Source organism: Tersicoccus solisilvae, from assembly GCF_014643255.1.
Lineage (GTDB): Bacteria > Actinomycetota > Actinomycetes > Actinomycetales > Micrococcaceae > Tersicoccus > Tersicoccus solisilvae.
On sequence record NZ_BMJI01000028.1, the window covers coordinates 1 to 23958 of the forward strand.

The following is a 23958-nucleotide window of genomic DNA, read 5'->3' on the forward strand; positions in this document are numbered from 1 at the left end:
GCCGGCGCTCCCGCGCCCGGCCCGGGTGCCCCCGGCGCACGGAGCGGGTCCACCCGTGACCCCGGCCCGGCGGGTCCGCTCGTCATCGGCGCCGCCTGGGACCTGGCGGTCAGCACCGAGGCCGGGGAGGACGCCGCCACCGGCTGGGCCAGCGCCGCGGGCCTGCTGCTGCGATCCCACGGCCACGTCCTCGCCCCCGACGCCGCGGCCGCCGCCGCCCTGCACCGGGCGGTGCCCGCCAGCACCCCCGTGCCCGTGCTGCTGACCGGCCACGACGACGACGACGGCTAGCCCCACCGCTGGCCCGGCCTGCCGCCCCGGCCGATTCACCACCGTCCCGCGCCGCGCCCTAGACTGGGGAGGGCGCCCGGAGCCGCACCACCGGGCAGTCCGCCCTGGTGTAATGGCAGCACCCCGGCCTTTGGAGCCGTGGAGTCTAGGTTCGAGTCCTAGGGGCGGAACGGCCCGACCCCCGACGCGAGGAGCACCCATCCGTGAGCAGTGACCGGCAGCCCGAGACCGGCCGGAACCGTCCCGCCGCCGTGATCGTCCTGGCCGCCGGCGCCGGCACCCGGATGAAGTCGTCCCGGCCGAAGATCCTGCACGAGATCGCCGGGCGGTCCCTCATCGACCACGCCCTGCGCGCCGCGGCCGGCCTGGCCCCCGAGCGGCTGGCCGTCGTCGTGCGCCACCAGCGCGACGCCGTGGTCGAGCACCTCGCGGCCGTCGCACCGCAGGCCCTGATCGTCGACCAGGACGAGGTGCCCGGCACCGGTCGCGCCGTCGAGGTCGCGATGGACGCGCTCGGCGACGTCGAGGGCACCGTCGTCGTCACCTACGGGGACGTGCCCCTGCTTTCCACTGACCTGCTCGGCGAGCTCGTCGCCGCGCAGCACCCGGGCGGCGTCACCCTGCTGACGGCCGAGCTGGAGGATCCGGGCGCCTACGGCCGGGTGCTGCGCGCCGCCGACGGCTCCGTCGACGGCATCGTGGAGTACAAGGACGCCACCGAGGCGCAGCGCGCCGTCCGCGAGGTCAACTCCGGCATCTACGCCTTCGACGCCGCGCTGCTGCGCCGCGTGCTGCCGCAACTGAGCACCGAGAACGCCCAGCGCGAGAAGTACCTGACCGACGTGATCGGCCTGGCCCGGGCGGAGGGCGTCACCGTCACCGCCCTGACCTGCCCGGACCGGTGGCAGCTCGAGGGCGTCAACGACCGCGTCCAGCTCGCTGCGCTCGGCGCGGAGCTGAACCGCCGCACCGTCGAGGCGTGGATGCGCGCCGGCGTCACCGTGACCGATCCCGCCACCACCTGGATCGGCCAGGACGTCGAGCTGGCGCCGGACGTCACCGTCCTGCCCGGCACCCAGTTGCACGGGCGGACCGCCGTCGCGGCGGGTGCCACGGTCGGCCCGGACACCACCCTGACCGACGTCGTGATCGAGGCCGGCGCCACCGTGATCCGTACCCACGGGTCCGGCGCCCGGATCGGCCCCGGTGCCACCGTCGGCCCCTTCGCCTACCTCCGTCCCGGCACCGACCTCGGCGCGGACGGCAAGATCGGCACCTTCGTCGAGACGAAGAACGCCGCCATCGGTGCCGGCTCCAAGGTCCCGCACCTGAGCTACGTCGGGGACGCCACCATCGGGACGAACTCGAACATCGGGGCGGCGAGCGTCTTCGTCAACTACGACGGCGTGCACAAGCACCACACCACCATCGGCTCGGACGTGCGGATGGGCAGCGACAACATGTACGTCGCGCCGGTCACCGTCGGGGACGGCGCCTACAGCGGCGCCGGCACCGTGATCCGCAAGGACGTGCCCGCGGGCGCCCTGGCGATCAACGTCGCCCCGCAGCGCAACCTCGACGGGTGGGTGACCACCAACCGGGCGGGCACGGCGGCGGCGGCGGCCGCCGAGCGCGCGAGCGGCAGCGGCGAGACGAACGACTCCACGACCACCGACCGACCGACGGCAGAAAGCGATCCTTCATGACGGGCATCAAGGTCCAGGGCGAGAAGCGGATGGTGCTGATCGCCGGCCGCGCGCACCACGAGCTGGCGGAGCAGGTCGCCGAGGAGCTGGGCATCGAGCTGCTGCCCACGTCCGCGTACGACTTCGCCAACGGCGAGATCTACGTGCGCTTCGAGGAGAGCATCCGCGGGTGCGACGTGTTCGTGCTGCAGGCGCACCCGTACCCCATCAACAAGTGGCTGATGGAACAGCTGATCATGATCGACTCCGCCAAGCGGGCCTCCGCGAAGCGGATCACGATCGTCTCGCCGTTCTATCCCTACGCCCGGCAGGACAAGAAGCACCGCGGCCGCGAGCCCATCTCCGCCCGCCTCGTGTCCGACCTGTACAAGACGGCGGGCGCGGACCGCCTGATGAGTGTGGACCTGCACACCGCGCAGATCCAGGGCTTCTTCGACGGCCCGGTCGACCACCTGATGGCCATCCCGCTGCTGGCCGACTACGTCCGCTCCCGGGTGAACGTCGACGAGGTCACGGTCGTCTCCCCGGACACCGGGCGCGTCCGCGTGGCCGAGCAGTGGGCGGAGCGGCTCGGTGGGGCGCCCCTGGCGTTCGTGCACAAGAGCCGGGACATCACCGTGCCCAATCAGGCGGTCGCCAAGCAGGTCGTCGGCCAGATCGAGGGCCGCACCTGTGTGCTGATCGACGACATGATCGACACCGGCGGCACGATCGCCGGCGCCGTCAACGTGCTCAAGCAGGCCGGGGCGCGGGACGTCATCATCGCCGCGACCCATGCCGTGTTCTCCGACCCGGCCGCTCGCCGGCTGGCGGAGAGCGGGGCCCGCGAGGTCATCGTCACCAACTCCCTGCCGGTGCCCCCGGAGAAGCGGTTCCCGAACCTGACCGTGCTCTCCATCGCCCCTCTGCTGGCGCGCGCGATCCACGAGGTGTTCGACGACGGGTCGGTGACCAGCCTGTTCGACGGGGTCGCCCACTGACGGGTCCCGCCCGCACCACCACGCCGGAGGCGGGGGGACCGTTCGGTCCCCCCGCCTCCGGCGCGTTTCCCGCGGCCCTCGGAAACCGGTAGACTGGACGGGTTGCCCAGGCGAGGGAGCACGCGCTCCGTGATCGACGACATGGCATTCTCTCCGGCCGGATCCCGGCCGGAGGCCCCGGCCGACAGCGTCCGCTGACGGCCCGGGTCGAGGATCCCCGCCTGGCAGGCCCCGAGCCGTGGACACCTCCGCGGCCACCGCACATCGCCACCAGGAGGAACCCCATGGCCGCCAAGACGCTGCCCGCGCAGCCGCGCACCGAGTTCGGCAAGGGCGCTGCCCGCCGCATCCGCGCCAACAACCAGATCCCCGCCGTGATCTACAGCAACGGCACCGAGCCGCTGCACGTGACCCTGCCGGGCCACCAGACGATGCTGGTCGTCCGCACCGTCAACGCGCTGCTCGAGATCGACGTGCAGGGCGAGAACCACCTGACCCTGGTCAAGGACGTGCAGCGCAACCCCGTCACCCAGCTGATCGAGCACGTCGACCTGCAGGGCGTCCGCCGTGGCGAGAAGGTCACCGTCGACGTCCTGGTGCACGTGGTCGGCGAGCAGTCGGACCCGAACGCCTACGTCAACCTCGACCAGAACTCGATCTCCGTCGAGGCCGACGCCACGGCCATCCCGGAGTCCTTCGAGGCCGACATCACCGGCCGCGAGATCGGCGACCACCTCTACGTCTCGGATCTGGCGCTGCCCGCCGGCGTCACGCTGGTCACGGATCCGGAGACCCTGCTGGTCAACATCGCCGAGCCCGCCGTCCAGGATCTGGGCGAGGAGCCGGAGGCCGAGGAGGCCGCCGAGGGTGAGGCCGCCGACGGCGAGTCCGCGGAGGCCGAGGCCACCGAGGACGAGTCCGCCGAGTGACCGTTCGCATCACCTCGTCCGGCGCGCACCAGCGGTGAGCGCGGACACCTGGCTCGTGGCCGGGCTCGGGAATCCCGGGCCCGGCTACGCCCGTCACCGGCACAACGTCGGCGCCATGGTCCTCGACGAGCTGGCCGGCAGGATCGGCGCGAGCTTCAGCGCCGACGCCCGCGCCCGCGCCGCCGTGGCCACCGGCCGGGTCCGTCCCGGCGGCCCCCGCGTCGTGCTCGCCAAGCCTGCCGTGTTCATGAACACTTCCGGCGGACCGGTCGCCGCGCTGCTGCAGTACTACTCGCTGGGCGCCGACCAGTTGATCGTCGTGCACGACGAGATGGACATCCCCTTCGACGACGTCCGGCTCAAGCGGGGCGGCTCCGAGGGCGGCCACAACGGCCTCAAGGACATCACGCGGGCGATCGGCACCCGGGACTACGTCCGGGTCCGGGTCGGCGTGGGGCGTCCGCCCGGCCGGAAGGACCCGGCCGACCACGTGCTCAGCGACTTCGCGAAGACCGAGTCGGCGGCCCTGCCGCTGCTGCTCGACACGGCGGCGGACGCCGTCGACGCGGTGGTCGAGGACGGCCTGCTCGCGGCCCAGCAGCGCTTCCACGGCCGCTGACGACGCCGACGCCGGGACGGGAACGGGTTGCGGTCGGCGGTCGGGTCCGCCGTGTATGATCGCGACCAGTCGCTGACGCATCTGGCCCCCCGGTGACGTGGGGTCATGGACGCGTGACTCGGGATCGGGGGGATTCCGTGGCCGAATGGGGGCATGTGCAGGTGGGGACGGGTCGACCGCAGTCTCAGCGCGCCGACGGGAGTCGACGCGATGTCGTCGTGCCCCACCACGGCACCCGGGTCCGCGGCCGAGACAGCCAGATCGCGGCGGCGCTGGCCGTGCTGCGCGGCTCGACGGCGCGTTCGGTCCTGATCGTGGGCGAGGCCGGCAGCGGCAAGACCGCCCTCCTCGGGCAACTGCTGCACGACCTCGGACCCGGTGCCGAGGTGCTCACCGTCCGCGGCAGCGCCGCCATCTCCGGCTCCGACTACGCCAGTCTGGGGCTGCTGCTCAGCGAACTGCCCGAATCCTCCGTCGGCCACCCGTTCGCGGTCGCCGACGGCCTCGCCCGCCTGCTGGCGGAACGCGCCCACGGGCGGCCGGTCGTGGTCGGCGTCGACAACGCCGAGGCCGTCGACCCGCGCAGCGCCATCGTGCTGGGTGAGCTGTGCGCCCGGGGTGCGGTGCGCCTGGTGCTGTGCACCTCCGACGCCGACCAGCTGCACCCCGGCTTCGAGCACCTCGTGTACTCCGACGGCGTGCTGCGCATCGAGCTGCCGCCCCTGAGCCTGCCCGACGCGGCCCTCGTGCTCGCGGACGACCTCGGCGGGATGCTCTCCCGGATGGCGGCGTTCACCATCTGGGAGGCGGCCGCCGGCAACCCCCGCTACCTGGGCATGATGCGGATGAGCCTGCTGGCCGACGACCGGCTCGTGCTCGAGGACGGCATCTGGGTGCTGCGCGACGGGGGGCCCCGCGAACGCGACCGGCGGCTGGCCCTCGAACGCCTGCACGGGATGCGGGCCGAGCACCGGCGCATCCTGGACATCCTCGCCTGCGTGCGCGAACTGCCCCTGCCCCTGCTGCTCGACATCGCCGGCCATGAGGCGCTCGACGAGCTGATGACCCTGCGCCTGATCCTCGTCGACCAGCGGCGCGCGCCCGCCGTCCGGTTGCGCCACCCCGGTCTCGGCGACGTGATCCGCGCCGAACTGCCCCTGCTGCGCCGGCGTGCCCTGCACGACGACGTGCTGGCCGTCATCGGGGACCGGCCCGTCCCGGCGGCGACGCGCGCCGGCCTGATCGAGTGGGCCGTGGACGCGCGTGAGCGGGTACCCGTCGCCGACGTCCTGGCCGCCGCCGAGTTCGCCCTGCAGTCGCTCGAACCCGCCCGGGCCGCGCACCTGGTGGCGAGCTTCCCGCGTTCCACCGACGACGTGCACGCGCTCGTGACCACGCTCGAGGTGTTCTGCGCGTCGGGGCAGTACCACCGGGCCGCCCGGGAGCTGGAGGACTGGCGGCGTCACGGTTTCGCCCTGACCGACGCGGAGTTCGTCGATCTGGCGATCGCCGAACAGGGGGTGTACCGCAACCTGCCCGACGGCTACGCGCGGGCCGGCGACGTGCTGATCGCCGCGCGGGGCCGGGCCGACGGCGACGTCGGCCTGCTGGCGCGGATCGAGACCGCCGAGGTGGAACTGGCCGCCCACCAGGGGCATTTCGCGGACATCATCGCCACCCACCTGCCGGACGGCCTCGACGCCCTGATGCCCCGGCCCGGCAGCGTGCTCACCCCGGACTGCGTCACCCGGACGGGCTGGATCGCCGAGTCGCTCGCCCACGTCGGCCGGACCGATGACGCCCTGCGCCTGATCGCCGGCGTCCGTCTGGCGCTGCCGCCCGACGGTGTCTCGCCGCTGGCCGGCTTCGCGTTCACCGAGCACGAGTTCTTGATCCGCATCCTCTCCGGGGACTTCGCGACGTGCCGGGCGCTGGTGGCGGCCGGCATGGACGACACCGGCCGGCCGCCGGGTCCGATCGTCCTGAACGGCGAGCTGTGGGAAGGGCTGGTCGACAGCCTGACCGGCCATCACGATCGCGCCCTCGCGTCGCTGCGGCCGGCGATCGCGCAACTCGCCGTGGACGGGCGGGCCCCCGTGCTTCCGCTCGCGCTGGCGACCGCCGCCTACAACAGCGCCCGGCTCGGGCACACCGAGGAGGCCGCTGCGTTCCTCGGCCGGCTCGACGCGTACGCCAGCAACGCCGCCTGGGTAGTGCGGCGCTACGCCGAGTATTTCCGCAACGCCACGCGCCTGCTGCTCGACGAGGACCGGCCGGCCGCCGTCGCCGCCCTGCTCGCCGAGTCCCGCGCCGACGAGGAGCGCGGCCTGCGTCAGATGGCCTTCGACCTGGCGTTGACCGCGGCCATCACCGGCGACGCCGAGGCGGCGAGAACCGCCGGCCGGCTGGCGGAGACCGTCCAGGGACCGGTGGCCGCCCTGGCCCGGCGGTTGGCCGCGGGCATCGCGACGGGCGACCCGGAGCAGCTGCTGGCCGCGGGCACGGCGGCCGAGCGGCTCGAGCTGGACGCCGTCGTCGTCGCCGTCGCGGACCGGATGCTGGCGACCGAGCCGCTCACGCCGGCCCACCGGCGCGCCGCCCGCGGACTGCTCCAGCGGACCCAGCAGCGCACCGCGACCCCGGCCGTCGCGACCCGCCGGCTCGAGACGTTGACCCCGATGGAGCGCGATGTCGCCGACGCCGTCGCGAACGGGACGACCAACGAGGAGCTGGGCCGCCGGCTGCACCTGTCCCGCCGCACGGTCGAGTGGCACCTGGCCAACATCTACGAGAAGCTGCCCGTCACCGGGCGCCGGCAGCTGGCCGCACTCGTCGAGACGGCGCGGACCCCGGCGTGAGCGACGTCTCCCCGCTGCTGCGCGGCAGCCGCCTGGCCATCGCCGAACGGATCGCCGGCCAGCTGCGCTCCGGGTCCGGCGGGGGCAGTCTCGTCCTCGCGGACATCGGCATGGGCAAGACCATGGTCGCGCAGGGCGTGCGGGACCTGCTGGACGGGCGGCTGCCCATCTCCACGGTGCTGGCCACCAGCAGCCTCTCGACCGTGCCGTTCGGCGCGCTCGGCCCGTATCTGAGTGGGTTGAGCGCCCGGGACGTGGACTCCCCGGTGGCGGTGATGCGCCAGCTCAACGCTCGGTTCCACCCGGACGACGCCGGCAACGTGCCCGTGCTCGTCCTCGACGACGCGCAGTTCGTCGACGAGAGCAGTGCGGCCCTCATCGCCCAGCTCGTCGCCGGGGGGCAGCTGCGCCTGGTCGCCCTGGGCCGGCGCTCGGCGGAGCTGCCGGCGGACCTGCTGCAGCTGACCATCGACGGGCTGATCGACCAGATCGACCTCGACCCGATGGCGGAGCAGGAGATCCAGCAGCTCTGCGAGACCGTGCTGGCCGGCCCCGTGCTGCACAGCGTCGGGGGATACCTCGCCCGGGCGTCGGAGGGCAACCCGATGATGGCGCAGGCACTGATCGAGGGCGCGGTCCGCACGCACAGCCTGGTCCGCCGGCGCGGCGTCTGGATCCTGGTGGGCGAGTTCCCCAGCGCCGACCTGCCCCTGACCGAGGTGATCAAACGGGAGCTGGTCGGGCGACCGCCGGCCGAGCGCCGCGCCCTCGAGCTCGTCTCGCTCGCCGATCCGCTGCCCCTGTCGGTGGCCGAGCGGCTGGGGCACCGGGAGGCGATCGCCCGGCTCGAGGCGGCGCGCATCGTGACGGTCAGCCAGGACGAGGCGCCGGTGGTGCGCCCCAGCCACCCCCTGTACGGGGACCTGGTGCGCGCTCTCGTGCCGCGTGGCCGGTCCCTGCTGATCCGCCAGCAGCTGGTCGAGCAGATGGACTTCGACCCCTACTCCTTCGACGGTCTGCTGCACCACGTCGCCTGGTCGCTCGACTGCGGTATCCGGGTGCCGGACCAGCACCTGCTCAAGGCCGCCCGCCTGGCCAACCAGGTGTACAACCCGGACTTCGCCCTGCGCGCCGCCACGGTCGTGACCGCCCCGGAACTCGTCGGCGCGGCCCAGGTGGAGATCGCCCGGGCCACCTTCCTGCGGGGCAACACCGCCCGGGCCGTCGAGATCGCGCAGTCCCTCGCGACCACCTCCGTCGACCCGGTGGTGGTCTCCGCCGCCGTGATCCAGATGGCCCAGATCCACCTGCAGACGCTCGGCCTGTCCACGCCGTTGCGCGCGGACGCCCGGCTGTGGCGTTCCGCCCTCGAACGGATCGAGGCCGACCGCGTCCTCGACGACTTCGAGCGGACCGTGATGCGGCACGCGTCGATCGGCACGGAGCTGATCGAGACCGGCGCCCTGCTGCTCGAGTCGCGCTTCGACGGGCTGGAGGAGCGGTTGCGGACCATCCTGGCCAGCCCGGACCAGAACCTGACCTGCCGCATCGTCGCGCTCACGCAGCTCGGCGAGGTGCTCGCCTGGACGGGGCGGCCCCGCTCCGGCGTGGAGTGCACCCAGGAGGCCTTCGCGCTGATGACGCAGGCGTCCACCCTGACCGGCTTCCACGAGTACGTGCTCACGCGGCACGTGATCGCCTGCATCCACGTCCCGCGCTGGGACGACGTCCGCGCCATGTTGCAGGGGTACAGCGATCGCGGGCCGGCCAACCTGATCTTCTTCGGCGGGGCGGTGGGCTTCGTGCGCGGGATGATCGCGGTGCTCACCGGCGACGTCGACGGCGGCCTCGGCCACCTCCTGCCCGCGGTGGAGGCGCTGCGGGAGTCGGACGTGGAGAACTGCCTCCCGCTCGCGCTGGGGGTGACGGCGTTCGCCGCCTCCCTGCGCGGGGACGCGGCCCTGGTGGAGCGCTGCCGCGAGGACTTCGAGTGGCTGCCGGCGCGCACGGACGACCCGAAGTACCAGATGGCGACGGCGTTCATGGGCCTCGCCTCCGTCCGCACCGCCGGGCCGGACGCCGCCCTCGACGCGGTGGAGGAGGTCGCCCGCGCCAGCGCGCGGTCCGGCGCGGTCACCCTCGAGCTCGACGTGCGCCTGTTCGGCGCCTTCCTCGGGCCGCCCCGGGATCCGCAGCGGATCCTCGACCTGACCGCGGGACTGGAGGGTGACGGCGCGGCGATGCTGCGCCGTTACGCCCGGGCGCTGCTCGACGGCGACGCCGAGGGGCTGGCCGGTACGGCGGACGCGGCCGTCGCCCTGGGGTATGCGCAGATCGCCCTGCACGCGCGGCGCGCGGCGGTGCCGCTGCTGGAGGCCGACGGGAACCAGGCCCGGGCCCGCGAACTGCAGCGGCTGATCACCACCGCCGCCGGGGCCCTCGGCGTGGACGGGGCCGCGGCGGACGGCGGCCCGCGACTGGACCGGCTGACCCGCCGGGAGCGGGAGATCGTCGAGCACCTGCTCGCCGGCCGCACCAACCGGCAGATCGCCACCGCGGTGGGGGTCTCGGTCCGCACCGTCGAGAACCACCTCTACCGGGTCTACCCGAAACTGGGGGTGACCCGGAGGGACGAACTCGTGGCGCTCCGCGGCCCCGCGACCACTCCCTAGAGTGGTCCGCGGGGTCGATCCCCGTAGCGAGATCGAGGTTACCGGCGGGTCACCCAGATCACCGGCGAAATAGAGTAGTGGCCACTCCAAGACCCGTAGCCATTCGCCTGTTCACCTCCGTGAACGCACCTAGACTGAGGGAGAAGCGGGAACCAACGGGGGAAGAACTGCTGGGGGACAACGGCTAGGTCTCCACCACACTTCCGCTTCACCGAGAGCAGCCCTGGGGGGACTCTGCGTGGCTGCTCGGGTGGACGTCAGCACCGACCGTTCGTGTGCGGACTCGCCACCATCCTCCCGGACCGGTGTTCCTCACCGCACGTCGACGACGTCCGCGAGGAACACCGGGACGGGGGACCTGAGACGGAGTCGGCGGCGGATGGCCTTCTGAGACCAAGGCCCCCCCCAGCCGCCGCCGACTCCTTAGGTCAGTCGGTTCCGCCGTGACGCCGAGGCGTCCCGGCGGTCCGGTCAAGGGGGGAACGTGACTCAGCTCAGTCAGGACGCCATCGGCGTCACACGCACGCCGATGGACCTGCCCGAGTTCGGCACGCATCGCGCACGGCCACGGGTCTTCCACCGGGCCTCGGCCGGTGCCGCGATGACGACCGCGCGCTGGGTGCGCCGCTATCGATTCGGCCTGCTGGCGATGGACACCGCGCTGGTGTTCGCCGGCATCCTCGGCACCCAGTTGATGCTGCATCCCGAGGTCTTCACGGGGCGCATGCTGCGGCCGGAGCAGATGGCGCAGGCGCTCGTCGTCTTCGCGGTCTGGATGGCGCTGCTCGCGCTGTTCCGCAGTCGGGACCGGCAGATCCTCGGGGTGGGATCCGAGGAGTACAAGGCGGTCGTGAACGCCGGCGCCGCCGCGATCGGCGCGACCGCCGTGCTCTTCCTCGCCTTCCAGGCCGATTCCAGCCGAGGCTACGTCTTCGCCGGCATCCCCGTGGCCACGGGCGCCCTGCTGGTCGAACGCTGGATCGCCCGCCGGTGGCTCACCTGGCACCGCAAGGACGGTTACTTCCTGTCCAAGGTCGTGGTGCTCGGCTCGCACGAGGACGTCGAGTACGTCGTCGCGCGGATCGCCAAGAAGTCCGGCGCGGTGTTCAAGGTCGTCGCGGCGGTGGTCGAGGACGCGGACGTCACCGGACGCCTCCGCGTCGACGACGCGTCCATCCCGGTGTTCAGCCAGGTGCAGAACATCCCGGCGGTCGTGGCGCGGTACGGGGCCGACGCCGTCATCGTCGCCGGCCAGCTCGCCGCCGGCTCCAGCTTCATCCGCGAACTCGGGTGGGAACTGGAGAAGAGCAGCACCCAGCTGGTGGTCGCCTCGTCGCTGACCAACGTCGCCGGCCCACGGATCCGGTTCCGGCCGGTCGAGGGCCTGCCGTTGATGCACGTGGACCTGCCCAACTTCACGGGCAGCCGGCACGTGCTCAAGCGCACCATGGACATCGTCCTCGCCACGCTGGCATTGCTCGTGCTGACCATCCCCATGGCCCTGATCGCCCTGCTGATCACGCGGGACAGCCCGGGTCCGGCGCTCTTCCGGCAGGTCCGGGTGGGCCGGAACGGCACCTCGTTCACCATGCTGAAGTTCCGGTCCATGGTGCAGACCGCGGAACAGGACCTGGCCGCCCTGCGGGAGCAGAACGAGGGCGCGGGCGTCCTGTTCAAGCTCAAGAACGATCCGCGGGTCACCCGCATCGGCGGGCTGCTGCGCCGCACCTCGCTGGACGAGCTGCCCCAGATCATCAACGTGCTGCGCGGGGACATGTCGCTCGTCGGCCCGCGCCCACCGCTGCCCTCGGAGGTCGCGGCCTACCACGGTCACACCCACCGGCGTCTCTTCATCAAGCCGGGGATCACCGGGCTCTGGCAGGTCAACGGCCGGTCCGACCTGGACTGGGAGGAGAGCGTGCGGCTCGACCTCTACTACGTGGAGAACTGGTCGCTGCTGGGGGATCTGATGATCATGTGGCAGACGGTCAAGGTCATGCTCAACAAGAACGGCGCCTACTGAGCACCGGCGGCACGGTGCGCCGTGCCGCGGACATGGGGGGACGATGAACACGACACACACGGCCGGCGGGGCTCCGCCGGCCGATCCACTGCGCATCGCGATGGTGGGCACCCGCGGGGTGCCCGCCGCCTACGGGGGTTTCGAGACCGCCGTCGAGCAGATCGGGTCCCGGCTGGCCGAGCGGGGGCACGCCGTCACGGTCTACTGCCGGCGCACCGGGGGTGCGGCGCCCGCCTCGCACCTGGGAATGGACCTGGTGCACCTGCCCGCGCTGCGGCGCAAGACGCTCGAGACGCTCAGCCACACGGCGGCGTCGGCCGCGCACCTCTCCTGGCGCGGCCGGCAGGACGTCGCCTTCGTCTTCAATGCCGCGAACGCGCCGTTCGTGCCGTTGATCCAGTCCCGCGGGGTGCCCGTGGCCGTGCACGTCGACGGGCTGGAGTGGCAGCGCGGCAAGTGGGGAGGCGCCGGGCGCCGCTTCTACCGGGCGGCCGAGGCCCTCGCCGTGCGCACCGCCGACGCCCTGATCGCGGATGCGGCCGGCATCGCGGACTACTACCGGCTCGAGTTCGAGGCGGCCACCGACCTGATCGCGTACGGGGCGCCGCTGCTGCGCGACGTGCCCACCGCCCCCCTCGCGCAGGTGGGCGTGCGGCCCGGCCACTACCACCTCGTGGTCGCCCGGTTCGAGCCGGAGAACCACGTCGCGGAGCTGGTCGAGGGCTACCGGGCCTCCGCCGCGACGGAGCCGCTCGTGGTGGTCGGCACCGCCCCGTACGCGGCGGCGTACACGGAGCGGATCGAACGAGCCGCGGGCGCCGACCCGCGGATCCGGCTGCTCGGCGGCGTCTGGGACCAGGACCTGCTCGACGCCCTCTACGCCCACGCGACCACCTACCTGCACGGCCACTCGGTCGGCGGGACCAACCCGTCGCTGCTGCGCGCCGTCGGCGCCGGCACCCCGGTGATCGCCTGGGACGTCGTCTTCAACCGGGAGGTGCTCGGCGTCGACGGCCGCTATGTGGCAGACGCCGATGCCCTCCCCGGGGCGCTCCTCGAGGCCGAGCGGGACCGTGGTGCGCTCGCGCTGCGCGGGCGGGCCCTGCAGACCATGGCCGGGCAGCGCTACACGTGGGACGGCGTCACCGACGCCTACGAGGACCTCGCCCGCCGGCTCGCGGCCGGCGAGAGCGTCCGCGGCACGGCCACCGGCCGGCGCACGGGGGAGTGGGACCGGGTCGGCGGCGCGAGCCGGCGCCTGGAGGCCCACCGTGCTTGAGCGCCGCCCGGTCGCGGCGGCGACGCGGCGGGTGACGCCGAGCGCGCCCGCCGTCACCGGGGCCCGGCTGCCCTGGGTCGACGCCGCGCGCGGGCTGGCGGTGTGCGGGGTCGTGCTCTTCCACGTCTGCCTGTGGCACCTGACGCCCATGGCCGCGACCGACCCGGCGGCGGCCGGCGCGGTCTCCGGCTGGGGCCGACTCAACGCTCTCATCGACGCCCTGCGGATGCCGGTCCTGCTGTCCATGTCGGGCTATCTCGCGAGCCGTCGCATCGCCGCCGGCTTCCGCGCCGCCAGGCCCTCGGTGGCGGCCAACGCGTGGCTCTACGTCGTCTGGTTGGTCGTCTACGCCGTGGTCGGGGTCGCCGTCGCGGACGGCGTGCCCCACCGCGTCGACGGACCGGTCGACGTCCTGGCGCAGCTGCTGGTACCGGACACGCCGCTGTGGTACCTGATGGCCCTGGTGCTGTACACCGTGGTGCTCACGCTGCTCCGGAACGTGCCGGGATGGGCCGTGCTGGCAGCGTTCGCGCTCGTGTCGTGGACCGCCGAGGTGGTCGACGCGACGCCGGAGTTCTGGACGAAGATCCTCGCGCTCGGGCTCTACTTCGCGATCGGCGCCCGCTTCCCGCAGTTGGTCCGGTCGCTGGCGTCCCGGGCGACCGTTCCGCGCGCGTTCCTGGTCGCCGTCGTGCTCGCGGCACTGATCTGGGCGGACCGGTTCTTCCCCACGGTCGAGCTGTCCGAGGCGTTCGAACGCGTGCGGGGGATCGCGGTGGTGGTGGGCTTCGGCTGCATCGTCGCGGTCCTGGTGCGGTCGCGGCCGATGCAGTGGTTCGCCCGGGTCATCGGCCGGCGCACCCTCTGGATCTACGTGCTGCACGTCCCCGTGCTCCAGCTCCTGGTCACCGCGCTCCCCCCGGAACGGTTGGCGCACGCGCTGCCGACACCGGCCCTGTGGCTGCTGCCGGTGGTGGAGGCGCCGACGGTCGTCGTCGTGTGCTGGTGGGTGGGCCGGCTGCTCAGCGCGACCCCGGCTCGCGTGCTCTTCTCCCCGCCGTGGCAGGGCAGGCCCGGCGCCTGACGTTCCGCCGTGCCGACGCGGCCCTCGACATCGTCCCGGCGTCGCAGTATGGTCCGACCACCCGGTGCCTGGTGCACGGATACGAGGCGCGGGGCCGGAGGTCGTCGGGGGGCCGGTGGCACGAAGGGGATCGGATCATGTCCGGACCATCCAGCGCGGGCAACGACCCGGCTGCGGACGACGACGTGCCGGACGCCGCCGCGGGGACGGCACCCGCGCGGCTCGAGGTGGTGTTCCCCCCGCAGCTCGACCCGACGGCATGGCAGCGCCGGCACGCCGTGGGGGAGGTGCCCAGCCGCTGGCCCTACGGACTCGACGGCCTGCGCGCCTGGGCGTCGCGCACCACGCCCCGGACGCTGCCCCCGTCCGGCAGCCTGCGCGCCCGAGCCGGCCGCCTGCTGCCCCGGGTGACGGCCGCGCCCCGCCCCGGCACCCGCGACATCGGAATGTGCTGGGACGAGAACGTGGCGGTGGCGATGACGAGGCTCGCCCGGCGGCCGGAGATGTTCTGCGGGGTGATCTGGGTGACGGACCGCCACGGGCCCCCGGACGGGGCGGCCCGCGCCACGCTGCACGCCCTCCGCGCGATGACCGGGGTCTGGGTGATCAGCCGGGCCCAGGTGGAACCGCTGCGCGAGCTGGTGGGCCCGGACGGGCCCCGGGTCAGCTTCGTCCGCTTCGGGGTGGACGGGCGGTTCTTCGGGCTGCAGCCGTATCCGGATCGCCCCGTCGTCGTCAGTCTCGGCAACGATCGGCACCGCGACGTGGAGACCACCCTGGCGGCCCTGCGACTGGTGAAGCAGCGGCGCCCGGCGACGGAGCTGGTGGTGCAGACACGTTCCGCGGCGCCGGGAAGCGTGGACGGGATGACGGTGGTCGACCGGCTGACCCACCGCCAGGTGCGCGAGCTGTATGGTCGGGCGTCGGTCGTCGCCGTGGCGACACGGCCGAACCTGCACGGCTCCGGCATGACGGTGGGACTGGAGTCCCTGGCGTCGGGCCGTCCCGTCGTCGTCACCGGCTCGCCGGGGCTGGAGGACTACGTCGAGGACGGGCGGACCGGGCTGCTGACCGCCCCGAGCGATCCGGCGGCCCTGGCCGACGCCGTCGTCGACCTGCTGGACGACCCGGACCGGGCGTGCGCCATGGGCGTGACGGGCCGGCACGTCGTGGAGGAGCGGATGACGACCGAGCACCTCGTGCGCGGCCTGGCCGGCGTGCTGGGGCTGGCCGCGCGTCCGGAGGGATGAGCCGTCACCCCGACCGGTGGTACTCGTGGAAGCGGTCCCCGCGCACGCCGGCCAGGATGCCGCGTCCCCGGTGGATGCTCCGCGTTCCCCGTGCCTCGTGGTGCAGGTCCCCCCGCCAGCGGCCCCACGCCCGCCGTCCCGACCCGAGGACGATGCGGGCCACGCCGACGGCCGTCCACCGTGCGACGACCCCTGCCCTGCCGGGTCGTCCACCGGCGCGGCGCAGCGCGATCTCGGCGTCCGTGTTGCCGTGCCCGTAGGCCCGGTCCAGGGCCCACCGGCGGTCCAGGCGCTCGGGGGAGAGGGGGCTGTCGACGACCGACTCGTGGCACCAGACGATCTCGCGGCCGGTGTCGGTGAGCTGGTAGGTGAAGAGGGTGTCCTCTCCGCCGGCGAGGCCCAGGGTGGGGTCGAAGCGCACGCCGGAGTCCGCCACCTGGTGCAGATCGAGGAGGAGGTTGCTGGTCGCGGCGGCGCGCACGCGGGTGCCGGTCGCCCGGTCCGGCCGGTGGAAGTAGCCCATGGCGCGCAGCCACGGGTCGATGTCGGCGGGCAGCTCCGTGCGCACACGCCCGGCGACCGCGGCGGCCCCCGTGTCCGCCTGGACCCGGATCAGCGCGTCCAGCCACCCGGCCAGGGGGATCTCGTCGTCGTCGATGAAGGCGAGCAGGTCGGCGCCGGCGGCCGCGCGGATCGCCGTGCTCCGGGCGGCGGCGATGCCGGGTGTCGGTTCGTGGACGTACCGGGCGGACGGCAGCACGGCGTCCACCACGGCGCGAGCGGAACCGTCCGCGTCGTTGTCGACGACGAGCACGCCGGTCGCCAGGTCGGTCTCCGCGAGCCGCGGCGGCAGCGAGCGGAGCAGATCCGCCAGCTGATCCGGGCGCCGATAGGTGCAGACGGCCACGACCGCGGACCGTGGGCTCACCGGCGTGCCCTCCGGCGCCGGGCGACGGCGTCACGGAACGCGCGCGCGTGCGCCGCGGCGGTGCCGCTCCACTCCCGGGCCGTGAGGTCCGGCCGATCGTGCTGCGGGGCCGGCGCCGCCAGCGCGCGCGCGATGTCGGCGGCGGTCAGCTCCCCGGCGTAGGTGTGCACCCACCCCGGCCCGACCTCGTCCGCGAGCGCGCGGTTCACCTCGTTGTCCGGGACGAGGACCGGCCGGTCCAGGGAGAGTGCCGCGAGCACGGTGCCGGAGTTGTGCATGTGGCGGTAGGGGAGCACGACGAGCGACGACGCGGTGATCGTCGCGACCAGCTCGGCGTCCTCGAGGAAGGCGAAGCGGGTCGTGATCCGCCGGTCGTCCCCGGCGAGGGCGGCGATCTCCGCCTGCAGGGCGTCCGAGGACGGTCTGCCGGCCACGACCAGCGTGGCGGCCGGGTCGTCGACCTGCCGGAACTGCTCGACGAGACGCTCGACGCCCTTGTACCGGCGGATCAGACCGACGTAGGCGGCGCGGCGCCCGACCCGTTCGGCGGCGGGATAGGGTGCGAACCAGTCCCGGTAGTGGCCGTGCGGGATGGTGACGGCCGCCTGCGTGGTGGGCGTGGCGTCGTTGAGGCGGATCGCGACGACCGTGAGGCGATCGAGGGCGGCGAGCAGTGCGTGGTCGACGCGGGCGAGGCCCGCGGGCCGATGGAGGTTGTGCACGGTGCGCACGACCGGGACCCTCGCCAGGGCGAAACGGGCCACGACGAGTGCGGTCAGGCAGCGCCGCACCAGCCGTCCCACGCGCCGGTGACCGCCGACCATCTGCTCCGGCCAGTGCACGTGGAACACGTCCACCCGGCCGGTCAGGGCCCGGCGCCAGGTGAAGAGCTCGACGCGCAACTCGGCGTCGCGCTCGAGAGCGGTGACCAGCTGACGCAGGTACGGGTTCGTCTGAGGGCCGACCCGCTGAAGTGACTCCATCACCACCAGGGGGCCGCTCACGGGGCCACCGCCTCGGCGGCGTCGGCGTACCAGTCGTCGACGAGGGCCGGCAGCCGGGACGCCGACCAGCGCTGGTGCGGCCTCCCCCCGGTCTGCGCGGCACGGTTCAGCTGGCCGGCGAGACCGGCGACGACGTCGCCCGTCAGCGACGCGACGAACGCGTTGGGTGCGGCGAGCAGCGGCGGGCCGCCGAGGGGGAGGCAGACCACGGGGCAGCCCAGCGTGCTGGCCTCGGCGGCGACCCAGCCCGCCTGGTCGTGCAGGGACGGGAACAGGAAGGCGGTGGCGCCCGCGATCGCGGCCAGCACCTCGGCGCGCGGCCGGTGGCCACGGAACTCGACCCGGTCCTCCACGCCGCGGGCAGCGGCAAGCCGCTCCAGCCGGCGACGCTCGTAACCGGCGCCGAACACGATCAGCCGCCACGACCGTGCGGAGGGATGCGCGATCGTCTCGATGGCGAGCCGGCCCCCCTTCCAGGCCAGCAACCGCCCGGCGAAGACGGCCGTGCGGTCCTGCGATTCGACGGCGCGCCGGGCACCGAGTCCGTCGAGTACCGCGTTCGGCTCCACGACCACCCGCCGGGCGTGCGCGAACCGGCGGGCTACGTCGGCGTTCTGCGCCACGACGACCGCGGCACGGCGCGCCGTGGGGTCGCCGAACCAGCGTCGCGGTCCGGCGGTCGCGGCGTCACGCACCAGCTCCGTGACGGATCCGCGCAGTCCCAGCCAGCGGCGCAGCCGCCAGTACGGCAACCGGCTGGCGCCGCCGACCGGTCCCCAGACGAGGGGGAGGCGGGGGACGCGCGCGAGTCCGCAGGGCAGCCAGTCGTTCGCGAACGTGAGGTGGTGGCCCACGGCGAACCGGTGTCGGCGGTGCAGCGCGGTGACCGTGCGGGCCAGCTTCGCCTGCCACGCGGCGTAGTACCAGTACACATCCCAGGAGCGCCTGCGCCACCTCATCAACCGGGGCAGGTCCTGGTGCACGACGGTCAGGTGCGCGGCGAGGCCGGGCCGCTCCCGCAGGGCGGCCGCGATCGGCTCGCGGAACCGCTCGCGGGTCACCACCCACACGTCGTGGTGTCGAGCGGCGGCGACGGCGAACTCCCACCCGGCGCGCGCCTCCGGTTCGTCGACCGGCCCGCAGGCGTAGGCGCTGATGACGACGCGCGGTCGCTCGCCGTCACCGCCGGCTGCGGTCATGCCGCCGTCCCCACGCGGCCCATGTCCCGGAACCACTTCACGGTGGCCAGGGCGCAGAACCCCGCGGAGCAGAGCGCGAGCAGGCCGTAGACCACCATGAACACCGGCGGGAAGGCCCACAGCACGAACGCGCAGCACAGCAGCCCGTAGTCCGTCGGCAGGGCCAGCCAGGTGAACACGCTGGTGCCGCCGGCGCGCGACGGACGCGGCGTGCCCCGGCTGAGCAGGTCGTTGAGCAGCATGGCCGCGAAACTCACGGTCGCCGAGACGGCGAAGACGAGCGGCACCACCAACCAGGCGCCCGCGTCGGGCCACCACCAGCGGAAGGCCGCCACGAGCACGACCAGGTGCAGGGCGACGTTCTTGAACGAATCGAGCACGTGGTCCAGCCACTCGCCCTGCGGGGAACCGGCCCGCAGCAGGCGCGCGAGCTGACCGTCCGCGGAGTCCCAGGCATACCCGAGCACCAGGCAGGCCGCGGCGCCGAGGGCGCTGCCCACCGACGGCGGGACCAGCACCAGGCACAGCATGCCTGCCACGCTGAACCCGATGCTGATCAGGGAGACCTGGTTCGGGGTCAGACCCCACCGGTAGGCCAGCACGGCGAGCAGCCGCCCGAGCGGCCGGTTCACCAGGATCGAGTAGGCGGGCGAGCTGCGCGCCCGGCCCTTCTGGGCGTCGGCCAGGGCACGGTAGGCCTCGTGCATCCCCAGCGTTCGCGGCAGCGTCGATCGCTGCGTCATCATGTCCCCCTCGGCAGTCACCGCGGTCCGGCATCCCCCGCCGTCCACCCGCTCGGTGACAGCGTACTGATGGCGGGGCGGCACTGCCAGCCGACTCCCAGGCCGCGCGTGGCCGATTCCTGATAGAACTGCATCACCGTCGCCCTCAGGAGAGGCGAGGGTGGGGGAGCCGGCCGCCGTGCCGGATGACGAGGGGGGCAGCTCGTGAGTGAGCACCGCAGTTCGACGCCGGGGCCGACCGATCACGGCCGGCGGCCGTGGTGGCCCGTGGCCGCCGTGGTGATCGTCCTCGCCCTGGTCGTCGCGGCCGTGGCCACCTGGCTGGGCCAGAACACCGCCTCCCGGGAATCGGCACCACCGGCCACGACCGCATCGTCGTCGTCCGGGGCCGCGGCCGTGAACTCGACGGCGACCGGGGCGACCTCGGGTGCCCGGGCCACCGGCCGCGGGGCGACGACCGCCTCCGCCGGTGCGTCCGGCACGGGTGCCGCCTCCGCCGACGCCGCCAGTACGGGTGCCGGGGGGTCGAGCCGGGCGTCGAGCGGTGCGTCGTCGTCCGCCCGGGCGTCGGCATCGGCCCCGGCGGCCGGGGAGTTGCCGGCCGCGGCGCCCACGGCGGTCGTCTCGGCCGCCGACGGCCTGCAGCTGTCCATCGCCCGGCGCGAATCCGTCACGGGAGAGTCGGTGCTGGCGGGGGAGATCGCCGGACCGGCGGTCCGGCTCACGATCCAGGCGACCAACCGCGGATCCGAGCCGGTCAACCTGGACCTGTTCGTCGTCAACGCCTACGTCGGGCCCGAGCTGACCCCCGCCGGCAACGTCACCCAGCCCGGTGGGCGCCCCTTCACCGGGACCCTCGCTCCGGGCGCGGACGCGACGGGCGTGTATCTGTTCAGCATCCCCACCGACCAGCGCGGCCGGGTGCGCGTCACCGTGGACTACCGGGCCCAGGAGCCGCGGGTGGTCTTCGAGGGCAGCCTCGCCGGCTGACCACCGGGTCCCCGCGGATGCCGTCGACGGCGCCGCGGGGCGCTGTGTGACGGGTATCACCGCAGGTCCAGCCGATGCGTTGACCGCGCGCCGGCCAGGCCCTACGATTCAGCCATGGAGTGAGCCGGGGGGCCTTTCTTCGTGGGGATCGTTCGTCACCGTCTGGGCGGACGAATTAGTGGGGGTAGTAGCATGCGTCATGCTCCGGGCCAGAAATCTGTCTTCTCACCGCGCGCGCCGTGGCCGCCTGCGCCACGCCGTCGAGGCCTTCGCCGGCTGATCGCGGTCCTCGGCGTCAGCGCCGTCCTGTCCTCGTTCGCCGTGGCGTCGCCGATCGCGGCCGTCGCGGCGGACCCGGTACCGGACTACACCGCCACGGTCACCACCGACCCGCTGCCCACCGTGCAGATCAACGGCGTCGCCTGGGCGCAGAAGATCGTCGGGCAGCGCGTGTACGTCGGCGGTGACTTCCAGAACGCCCGCCCGGCCGGATCGGCCGCGGGCACCAACCTGACGGCGCGGCAGAACCTGCTGCGGTACGACCTGGCGACCGGCGTCCTCGACGCCGGCTGGAACCCGGGAGCAAACGCCGAGGTGTTCGACGTGGACTCCTCGCCGGACGGTTCCCGCGTGTACATCGCGGGTCGATTCACCACCGTCGGCGGGCAGACCCGCAACCGGGTGGCCGCATTCGACGCCGCCACCGGCGCGCTGATCAGCACCTGGAAGCCGGACGTCAACGGGCGCGTGGACGCCATCACGGCGACCGCCGACACCGTGTACCTCGGCGGCGAGTTCACCACCGTCAACGGGGTCCAGCGCACCAAGGTGGCCGCGGTCAGTGCCGCCTCCGGTGCGGTGCTGGCCTTCAACGCGACGGTCGCGGGCGGCTACGGCCTCAAGGGCGTGGAGATCTCGCCGGACCGGTCGAAGATCGTCATCGCGGGCTCGTTCACGAGCGTCAACGGCTCCACCAACCCGGGCCGCGGCATGGCGGCGCTGGACGCCCGCACCGGCGCCCTGATGCCGTGGGCCATCAACAGCGTGATCCGCAACGCCGGGGGCAACGCGGCCATGATGTCGCTGAGCAGCGACGGGGACAGCGTGTACGGCACGGCGTTCGACTACGGCGGAACGGCGGAGGACGGCTTCGAAGGCGCGTTCCGCGCCAACTGGTCCGACGGCGGCATCGTCTGGCTCGAGGACTGCCACGGCGACACGTACACCGTGGCCCCGGTGGGCGACTCGGTCTATGTCGGGAGCCACTCCCACTACTGCGGCAACTTCGGCGGCTTCCCCCAGACCAACCCCTGGGGATTCCACCACTCGCTCGCCTTCTCGAAGGCCGCGACCGGGCCGACCATCACCCAGGACATCTACGGCTACCGCAGCTTCACCGGCCAGCCGTCGCCCACCATGCAGCACTGGTTCCCGGACTGGGTCGTCGGCAGCTACACGGGCAAGTCGCAGGCGGTGTGGAACGTCACCGGCAACGCCGACTACGTGCTCTACGGCGGCGAGTTCCCCAAGGTGAACGGGGCGTCCCAGCAGGGACTGGTCCGATTCGCCCGGCCGGGGCTCGCGCCGAACAAGATCGGCCCGCGCACGCAGGGCGGCGCGTGGGCCATCTCGGCGACGTCGAACCGCCCCGGCGAGGCGCGGGTGTCCTGGCAGGCCAACTACGATCCCGACAACCGCAGCCTGCACTACCAGCTGCTGCGCCGCGACCAGGCGACGCCGGTCTACGAGACCGACCTCGAGTCGACGTTCTGGAACAAGCCGCAGATGCAGTTCCGCGACCCGAAGGTGACGGCGGGGCAGACGTACTCCTACCGGATCCGCGTGTTCGACGCCAACGGCAACTCGACGCAGAGCGACTGGGCGAACGTCACCGTCTCCGCGACGGGTCCGACGGCCACCGCCTACGACAACGCGGTGCTGGCGGACAAACCGGTCAGCTACTGGCCCCTGAACGAGGGCAGCGGCGCGAGCGGGTTCGACTGGAGCGGCAGCAACGACCTCACGGTGACCGGCGCGCAGCGCGGGGTGACCGGGCCGAACCAGAAGGAGCCGACCACCGGCACGACCTTCACCGGGGCCGGCACCGGCAGCTCCTTCGCCTCCTCGACCGCCGCCGTCGACGGGCCGTCGACGTTCAGCGTCGAGACCTGGGTCCGCACCTCGAGCACCAACGGCGGGAAGATCGTCGGGTTCGGTGACAAGAACACGGGCGACTCCAGCAGCTACGACCGTCACATCTACATGGACGGCAGCGGCCGGATCACCTTCGGCGTCTACCCGGGCTCGGTCCGCGCCCTCACCAGCGCGCCCGGCTTCAACAACGGTCAGTGGCACCACATCGTGGCGACCCTCGGATCGGACGGTCAGGCCCTGTGGATCGACGGCCGGCGGGTCGCCCGGGACACGTCGACTCGCACCGCCCAGCCGTACGCCGGCTACTGGCGCATCGCGGGCGACAACCTCGGCGGCTGGCCGAACGCCGGTGCCACCTCCCTGCAGGGTGACATCGCCGACGTGGCGGTATACGGCACCGTGCTGACCGGCGACCAGATCGACAACCACCGCGTGGCGGCCGGTCTGAGCAGCACCGTTCCCGCGGCACCCGCGGACGCCTATGGGGCACGGGTGTTCAAGGACAACCCGGATCTCTACTGGCGCCTGGGCGAGACCGGCGGCACCACGGCCGCCGACTCCGGCCCGAACGGCGTCCCGGGCACCTACTCGGGCAGCGGGCTGACGTTCGGCCAGCAGGGCGCGGTGACCGGCACGACCAACACGGCCGTCGGGTTCGACGGCGCCAACGGTGAGCTGGGCAGCACGGCGAGCGTCAACAACCCGACGGTCTACTCGCTGGAAACCTGGTTCAAGACGGACACGACGGTCGGCGGCAAGCTGATCGGCTTCGGCAGCAGCCCCAACGGGAACTCCGGCAGCTACGACCGGCACGTCTACATGCAGGACGACGGGCGCCTCGTGTTCGGCACCTGGACCGGGCAGACGAACACGATCACCACACCGGACCCGCTCAACGACAACCGGTGGCACCACGTCGTGGCGACCCAGGGGTCGGACGGCATGAAGCTCTACATCGACGGGCAGCTGTCCGGGACCAACCCCCAGACCCAGGCCCAGGACTACGGCGGATACTGGCGGGTCGGCAACGACACGACCTGGGGCTCCTCCAGCTCCCACTTCAACGGGAGCCTCGACGAGGTGGCCGTGTACTCCTCCGTCCTTCCGGCCGCGAGCGTGACCTCGCACTACCAGCTCGGCAGCGGCACCACGCCCAATCAGGCTCCGGTGGCGGCGTTCACGTCGTCGGCGCAGAATCTGGCGCTGAGTGTTGATGGTTCGGGTTCGGCGGATCCGGATGGGTCGATCG

17 protein-coding genes and 1 tRNA gene are annotated in these 23958 nt (G+C 73.3%); 14 read left to right on the forward strand and 4 right to left on the reverse strand.

Features of this window, described 5'->3' with window-relative positions; all coding sequences use genetic code 11:
* The 12 genes from IEX22_RS14425 to IEX22_RS14480 all read left to right on the forward strand — a co-directional run.
* Positions 1-291 (forward strand): hypothetical protein (locus IEX22_RS14425; RefSeq protein WP_229660073.1); only part of this gene is annotated, 291 nt, incomplete at its 5' end.
* Positions 292-389: 98 nt separating this feature from the next.
* A tRNA-Gln gene (locus tag IEX22_RS14430) sits at positions 390-461 on the forward strand.
* A gap of 33 nt (positions 462-494) precedes the next feature.
* A complete protein-coding gene (glmU, locus tag IEX22_RS14435; RefSeq protein WP_188669105.1) occupies positions 495-1997 on the forward strand; it encodes a bifunctional UDP-N-acetylglucosamine diphosphorylase/glucosamine-1-phosphate N-acetyltransferase GlmU in 1503 nt (500 codons plus the stop codon).
* The gene (locus IEX22_RS14440; RefSeq protein WP_188669106.1) at positions 1994-2977 is read left to right on the forward strand and encodes a ribose-phosphate diphosphokinase; all 984 of its coding nucleotides are present in this window, start codon (positions 1994-1996) and stop codon (positions 2975-2977) included. The genes glmU and IEX22_RS14440 overlap by 4 nt, the downstream gene beginning before the upstream one ends.
* A gap of 284 nt (positions 2978-3261) precedes the next feature.
* On the forward strand, positions 3262-3906 hold the full coding sequence (locus IEX22_RS14445) for a 50S ribosomal protein L25/general stress protein Ctc (protein ID WP_188669107.1): 645 nt from the start codon (positions 3262-3264) through the stop codon (positions 3904-3906).
* Between the two features lie 34 nt (positions 3907-3940).
* Entirely contained in the window at positions 3941-4525 is a 585-nt protein-coding gene (gene pth / locus IEX22_RS14450) for an aminoacyl-tRNA hydrolase (RefSeq protein WP_188669108.1), read from the forward strand.
* Positions 4526-4743: 218 nt separating this feature from the next.
* Positions 4744-7383 (forward strand): helix-turn-helix transcriptional regulator, encoded by a 2640-nt coding sequence (locus IEX22_RS14455; protein WP_188669109.1) that lies wholly within the window; start codon positions 4744-4746, stop codon positions 7381-7383.
* Complete coding sequence (locus IEX22_RS14460) at positions 7380-10055, forward strand: helix-turn-helix domain-containing protein (RefSeq protein ID WP_188669110.1); 2676 nt, start codon at positions 7380-7382, stop codon at positions 10053-10055. Before IEX22_RS14455 ends, IEX22_RS14460 begins: the two co-directional genes overlap by 4 nt.
* Before the next feature lie 484 nt (positions 10056-10539).
* Positions 10540-12078: a sugar transferase gene (locus IEX22_RS14465; RefSeq protein ID WP_229660074.1), complete on the forward strand. Its 1539-nt coding sequence runs from the start codon at positions 10540-10542 to the stop codon at positions 12076-12078.
* Positions 12079-12121: 43 nt separating this feature from the next.
* Positions 12122-13357 carry a DUF1972 domain-containing protein gene (locus tag IEX22_RS14470; RefSeq protein ID WP_229660075.1) on the forward strand — a complete coding sequence of 412 codons (1236 nt, stop codon included), beginning with the start codon at positions 12122-12124 and terminating at the stop codon, positions 13355-13357.
* Entirely contained in the window at positions 13350-14441 is a 1092-nt protein-coding gene (locus IEX22_RS14475; protein WP_188669111.1) for an acyltransferase family protein, read from the forward strand. The genes IEX22_RS14470 and IEX22_RS14475 overlap by 8 nt, the downstream gene beginning before the upstream one ends.
* Positions 14442-14578: 137 nt before the next feature.
* On the forward strand, positions 14579-15691 hold the full coding sequence (locus tag IEX22_RS14480; RefSeq protein WP_188669112.1) for a glycosyltransferase family 4 protein: 1113 nt from the start codon (positions 14579-14581) through the stop codon (positions 15689-15691).
* A 4-nt stretch (positions 15692-15695) separates the two neighbouring features.
* On the opposite strand, the gene IEX22_RS14485 is transcribed toward IEX22_RS14480, so the two are convergent.
* Genes IEX22_RS14485 through IEX22_RS14500 form a run of 4 tightly spaced genes read right to left on the reverse strand, consistent with a single transcriptional unit; the run spans position 15696 to position 19565 of the window.
* On the reverse strand, positions 15696-16619 hold the full coding sequence (locus tag IEX22_RS14485) for a glycosyltransferase family 2 protein (protein ID WP_188669113.1): 924 nt from the start codon (positions 16617-16619) through the stop codon (positions 15696-15698).
* Positions 16616-17623 carry a glycosyltransferase gene (locus IEX22_RS14490; protein WP_229660076.1) on the reverse strand — a complete coding sequence of 336 codons (1008 nt, stop codon included), beginning with the start codon at positions 17621-17623 and terminating at the stop codon, positions 16616-16618. The genes IEX22_RS14485 and IEX22_RS14490 overlap by 4 nt, the downstream gene beginning before the upstream one ends.
* Positions 17620-18822, reverse strand: a complete 1203-nt coding sequence (locus IEX22_RS14495) for a glycosyltransferase family 4 protein (protein WP_188669114.1) — start codon at positions 18820-18822, stop codon at positions 17620-17622. Before IEX22_RS14495 ends, IEX22_RS14490 begins: the two co-directional genes overlap by 4 nt.
* The gene (locus tag IEX22_RS14500) at positions 18819-19565 is read right to left on the reverse strand and encodes a CDP-alcohol phosphatidyltransferase family protein (protein WP_188669115.1); all 747 of its coding nucleotides are present in this window, start codon (positions 19563-19565) and stop codon (positions 18819-18821) included. The genes IEX22_RS14495 and IEX22_RS14500 overlap by 4 nt, the downstream gene beginning before the upstream one ends.
* Before the next feature lie 204 nt (positions 19566-19769).
* Between IEX22_RS14500 and IEX22_RS14505 the strand changes: the two genes are divergently transcribed.
* Positions 19770-20555: a hypothetical protein gene (locus IEX22_RS14505; protein ID WP_188669116.1), complete on the forward strand. Its 786-nt coding sequence runs from the start codon at positions 19770-19772 to the stop codon at positions 20553-20555.
* Positions 20556-20876: 321 nt separating this feature from the next.
* Positions 20877-23958, forward strand: a 3082-nt coding sequence (locus IEX22_RS14510) for a LamG-like jellyroll fold domain-containing protein (protein ID WP_306464466.1), incomplete at its 3' end; no start/stop codon positions are given.

Coding starts and splice junctions, on each gene's coding strand:
- IEX22_RS14445 (WP_188669107.1), top strand. CDS start 3,262: ATGGCCGCCAAGACGCTGCCCGCGCAGCCGCGCACCGAGTTCGGCAAG.
- IEX22_RS14440 (WP_188669106.1), top strand. CDS start 1,994: ATGACGGGCATCAAGGTCCAGGGCGAGAAGCGGATGGTGCTGATCGCC.
- IEX22_RS14470 (WP_229660075.1), top strand. CDS start 12,122: ATGAACACGACACACACGGCCGGCGGGGCTCCGCCGGCCGATCCACTG.
- IEX22_RS14500 (WP_188669115.1), bottom strand. CDS start 19,565: ATGACGCAGCGATCGACGCTGCCGCGAACGCTGGGGATGCACGAGGCC.
- IEX22_RS14480 (WP_188669112.1), top strand. CDS start 14,579: ATGTCCGGACCATCCAGCGCGGGCAACGACCCGGCTGCGGACGACGAC.
- IEX22_RS14495 (WP_188669114.1), bottom strand. CDS start 18,822: ATGACCGCAGCCGGCGGTGACGGCGAGCGACCGCGCGTCGTCATCAGC.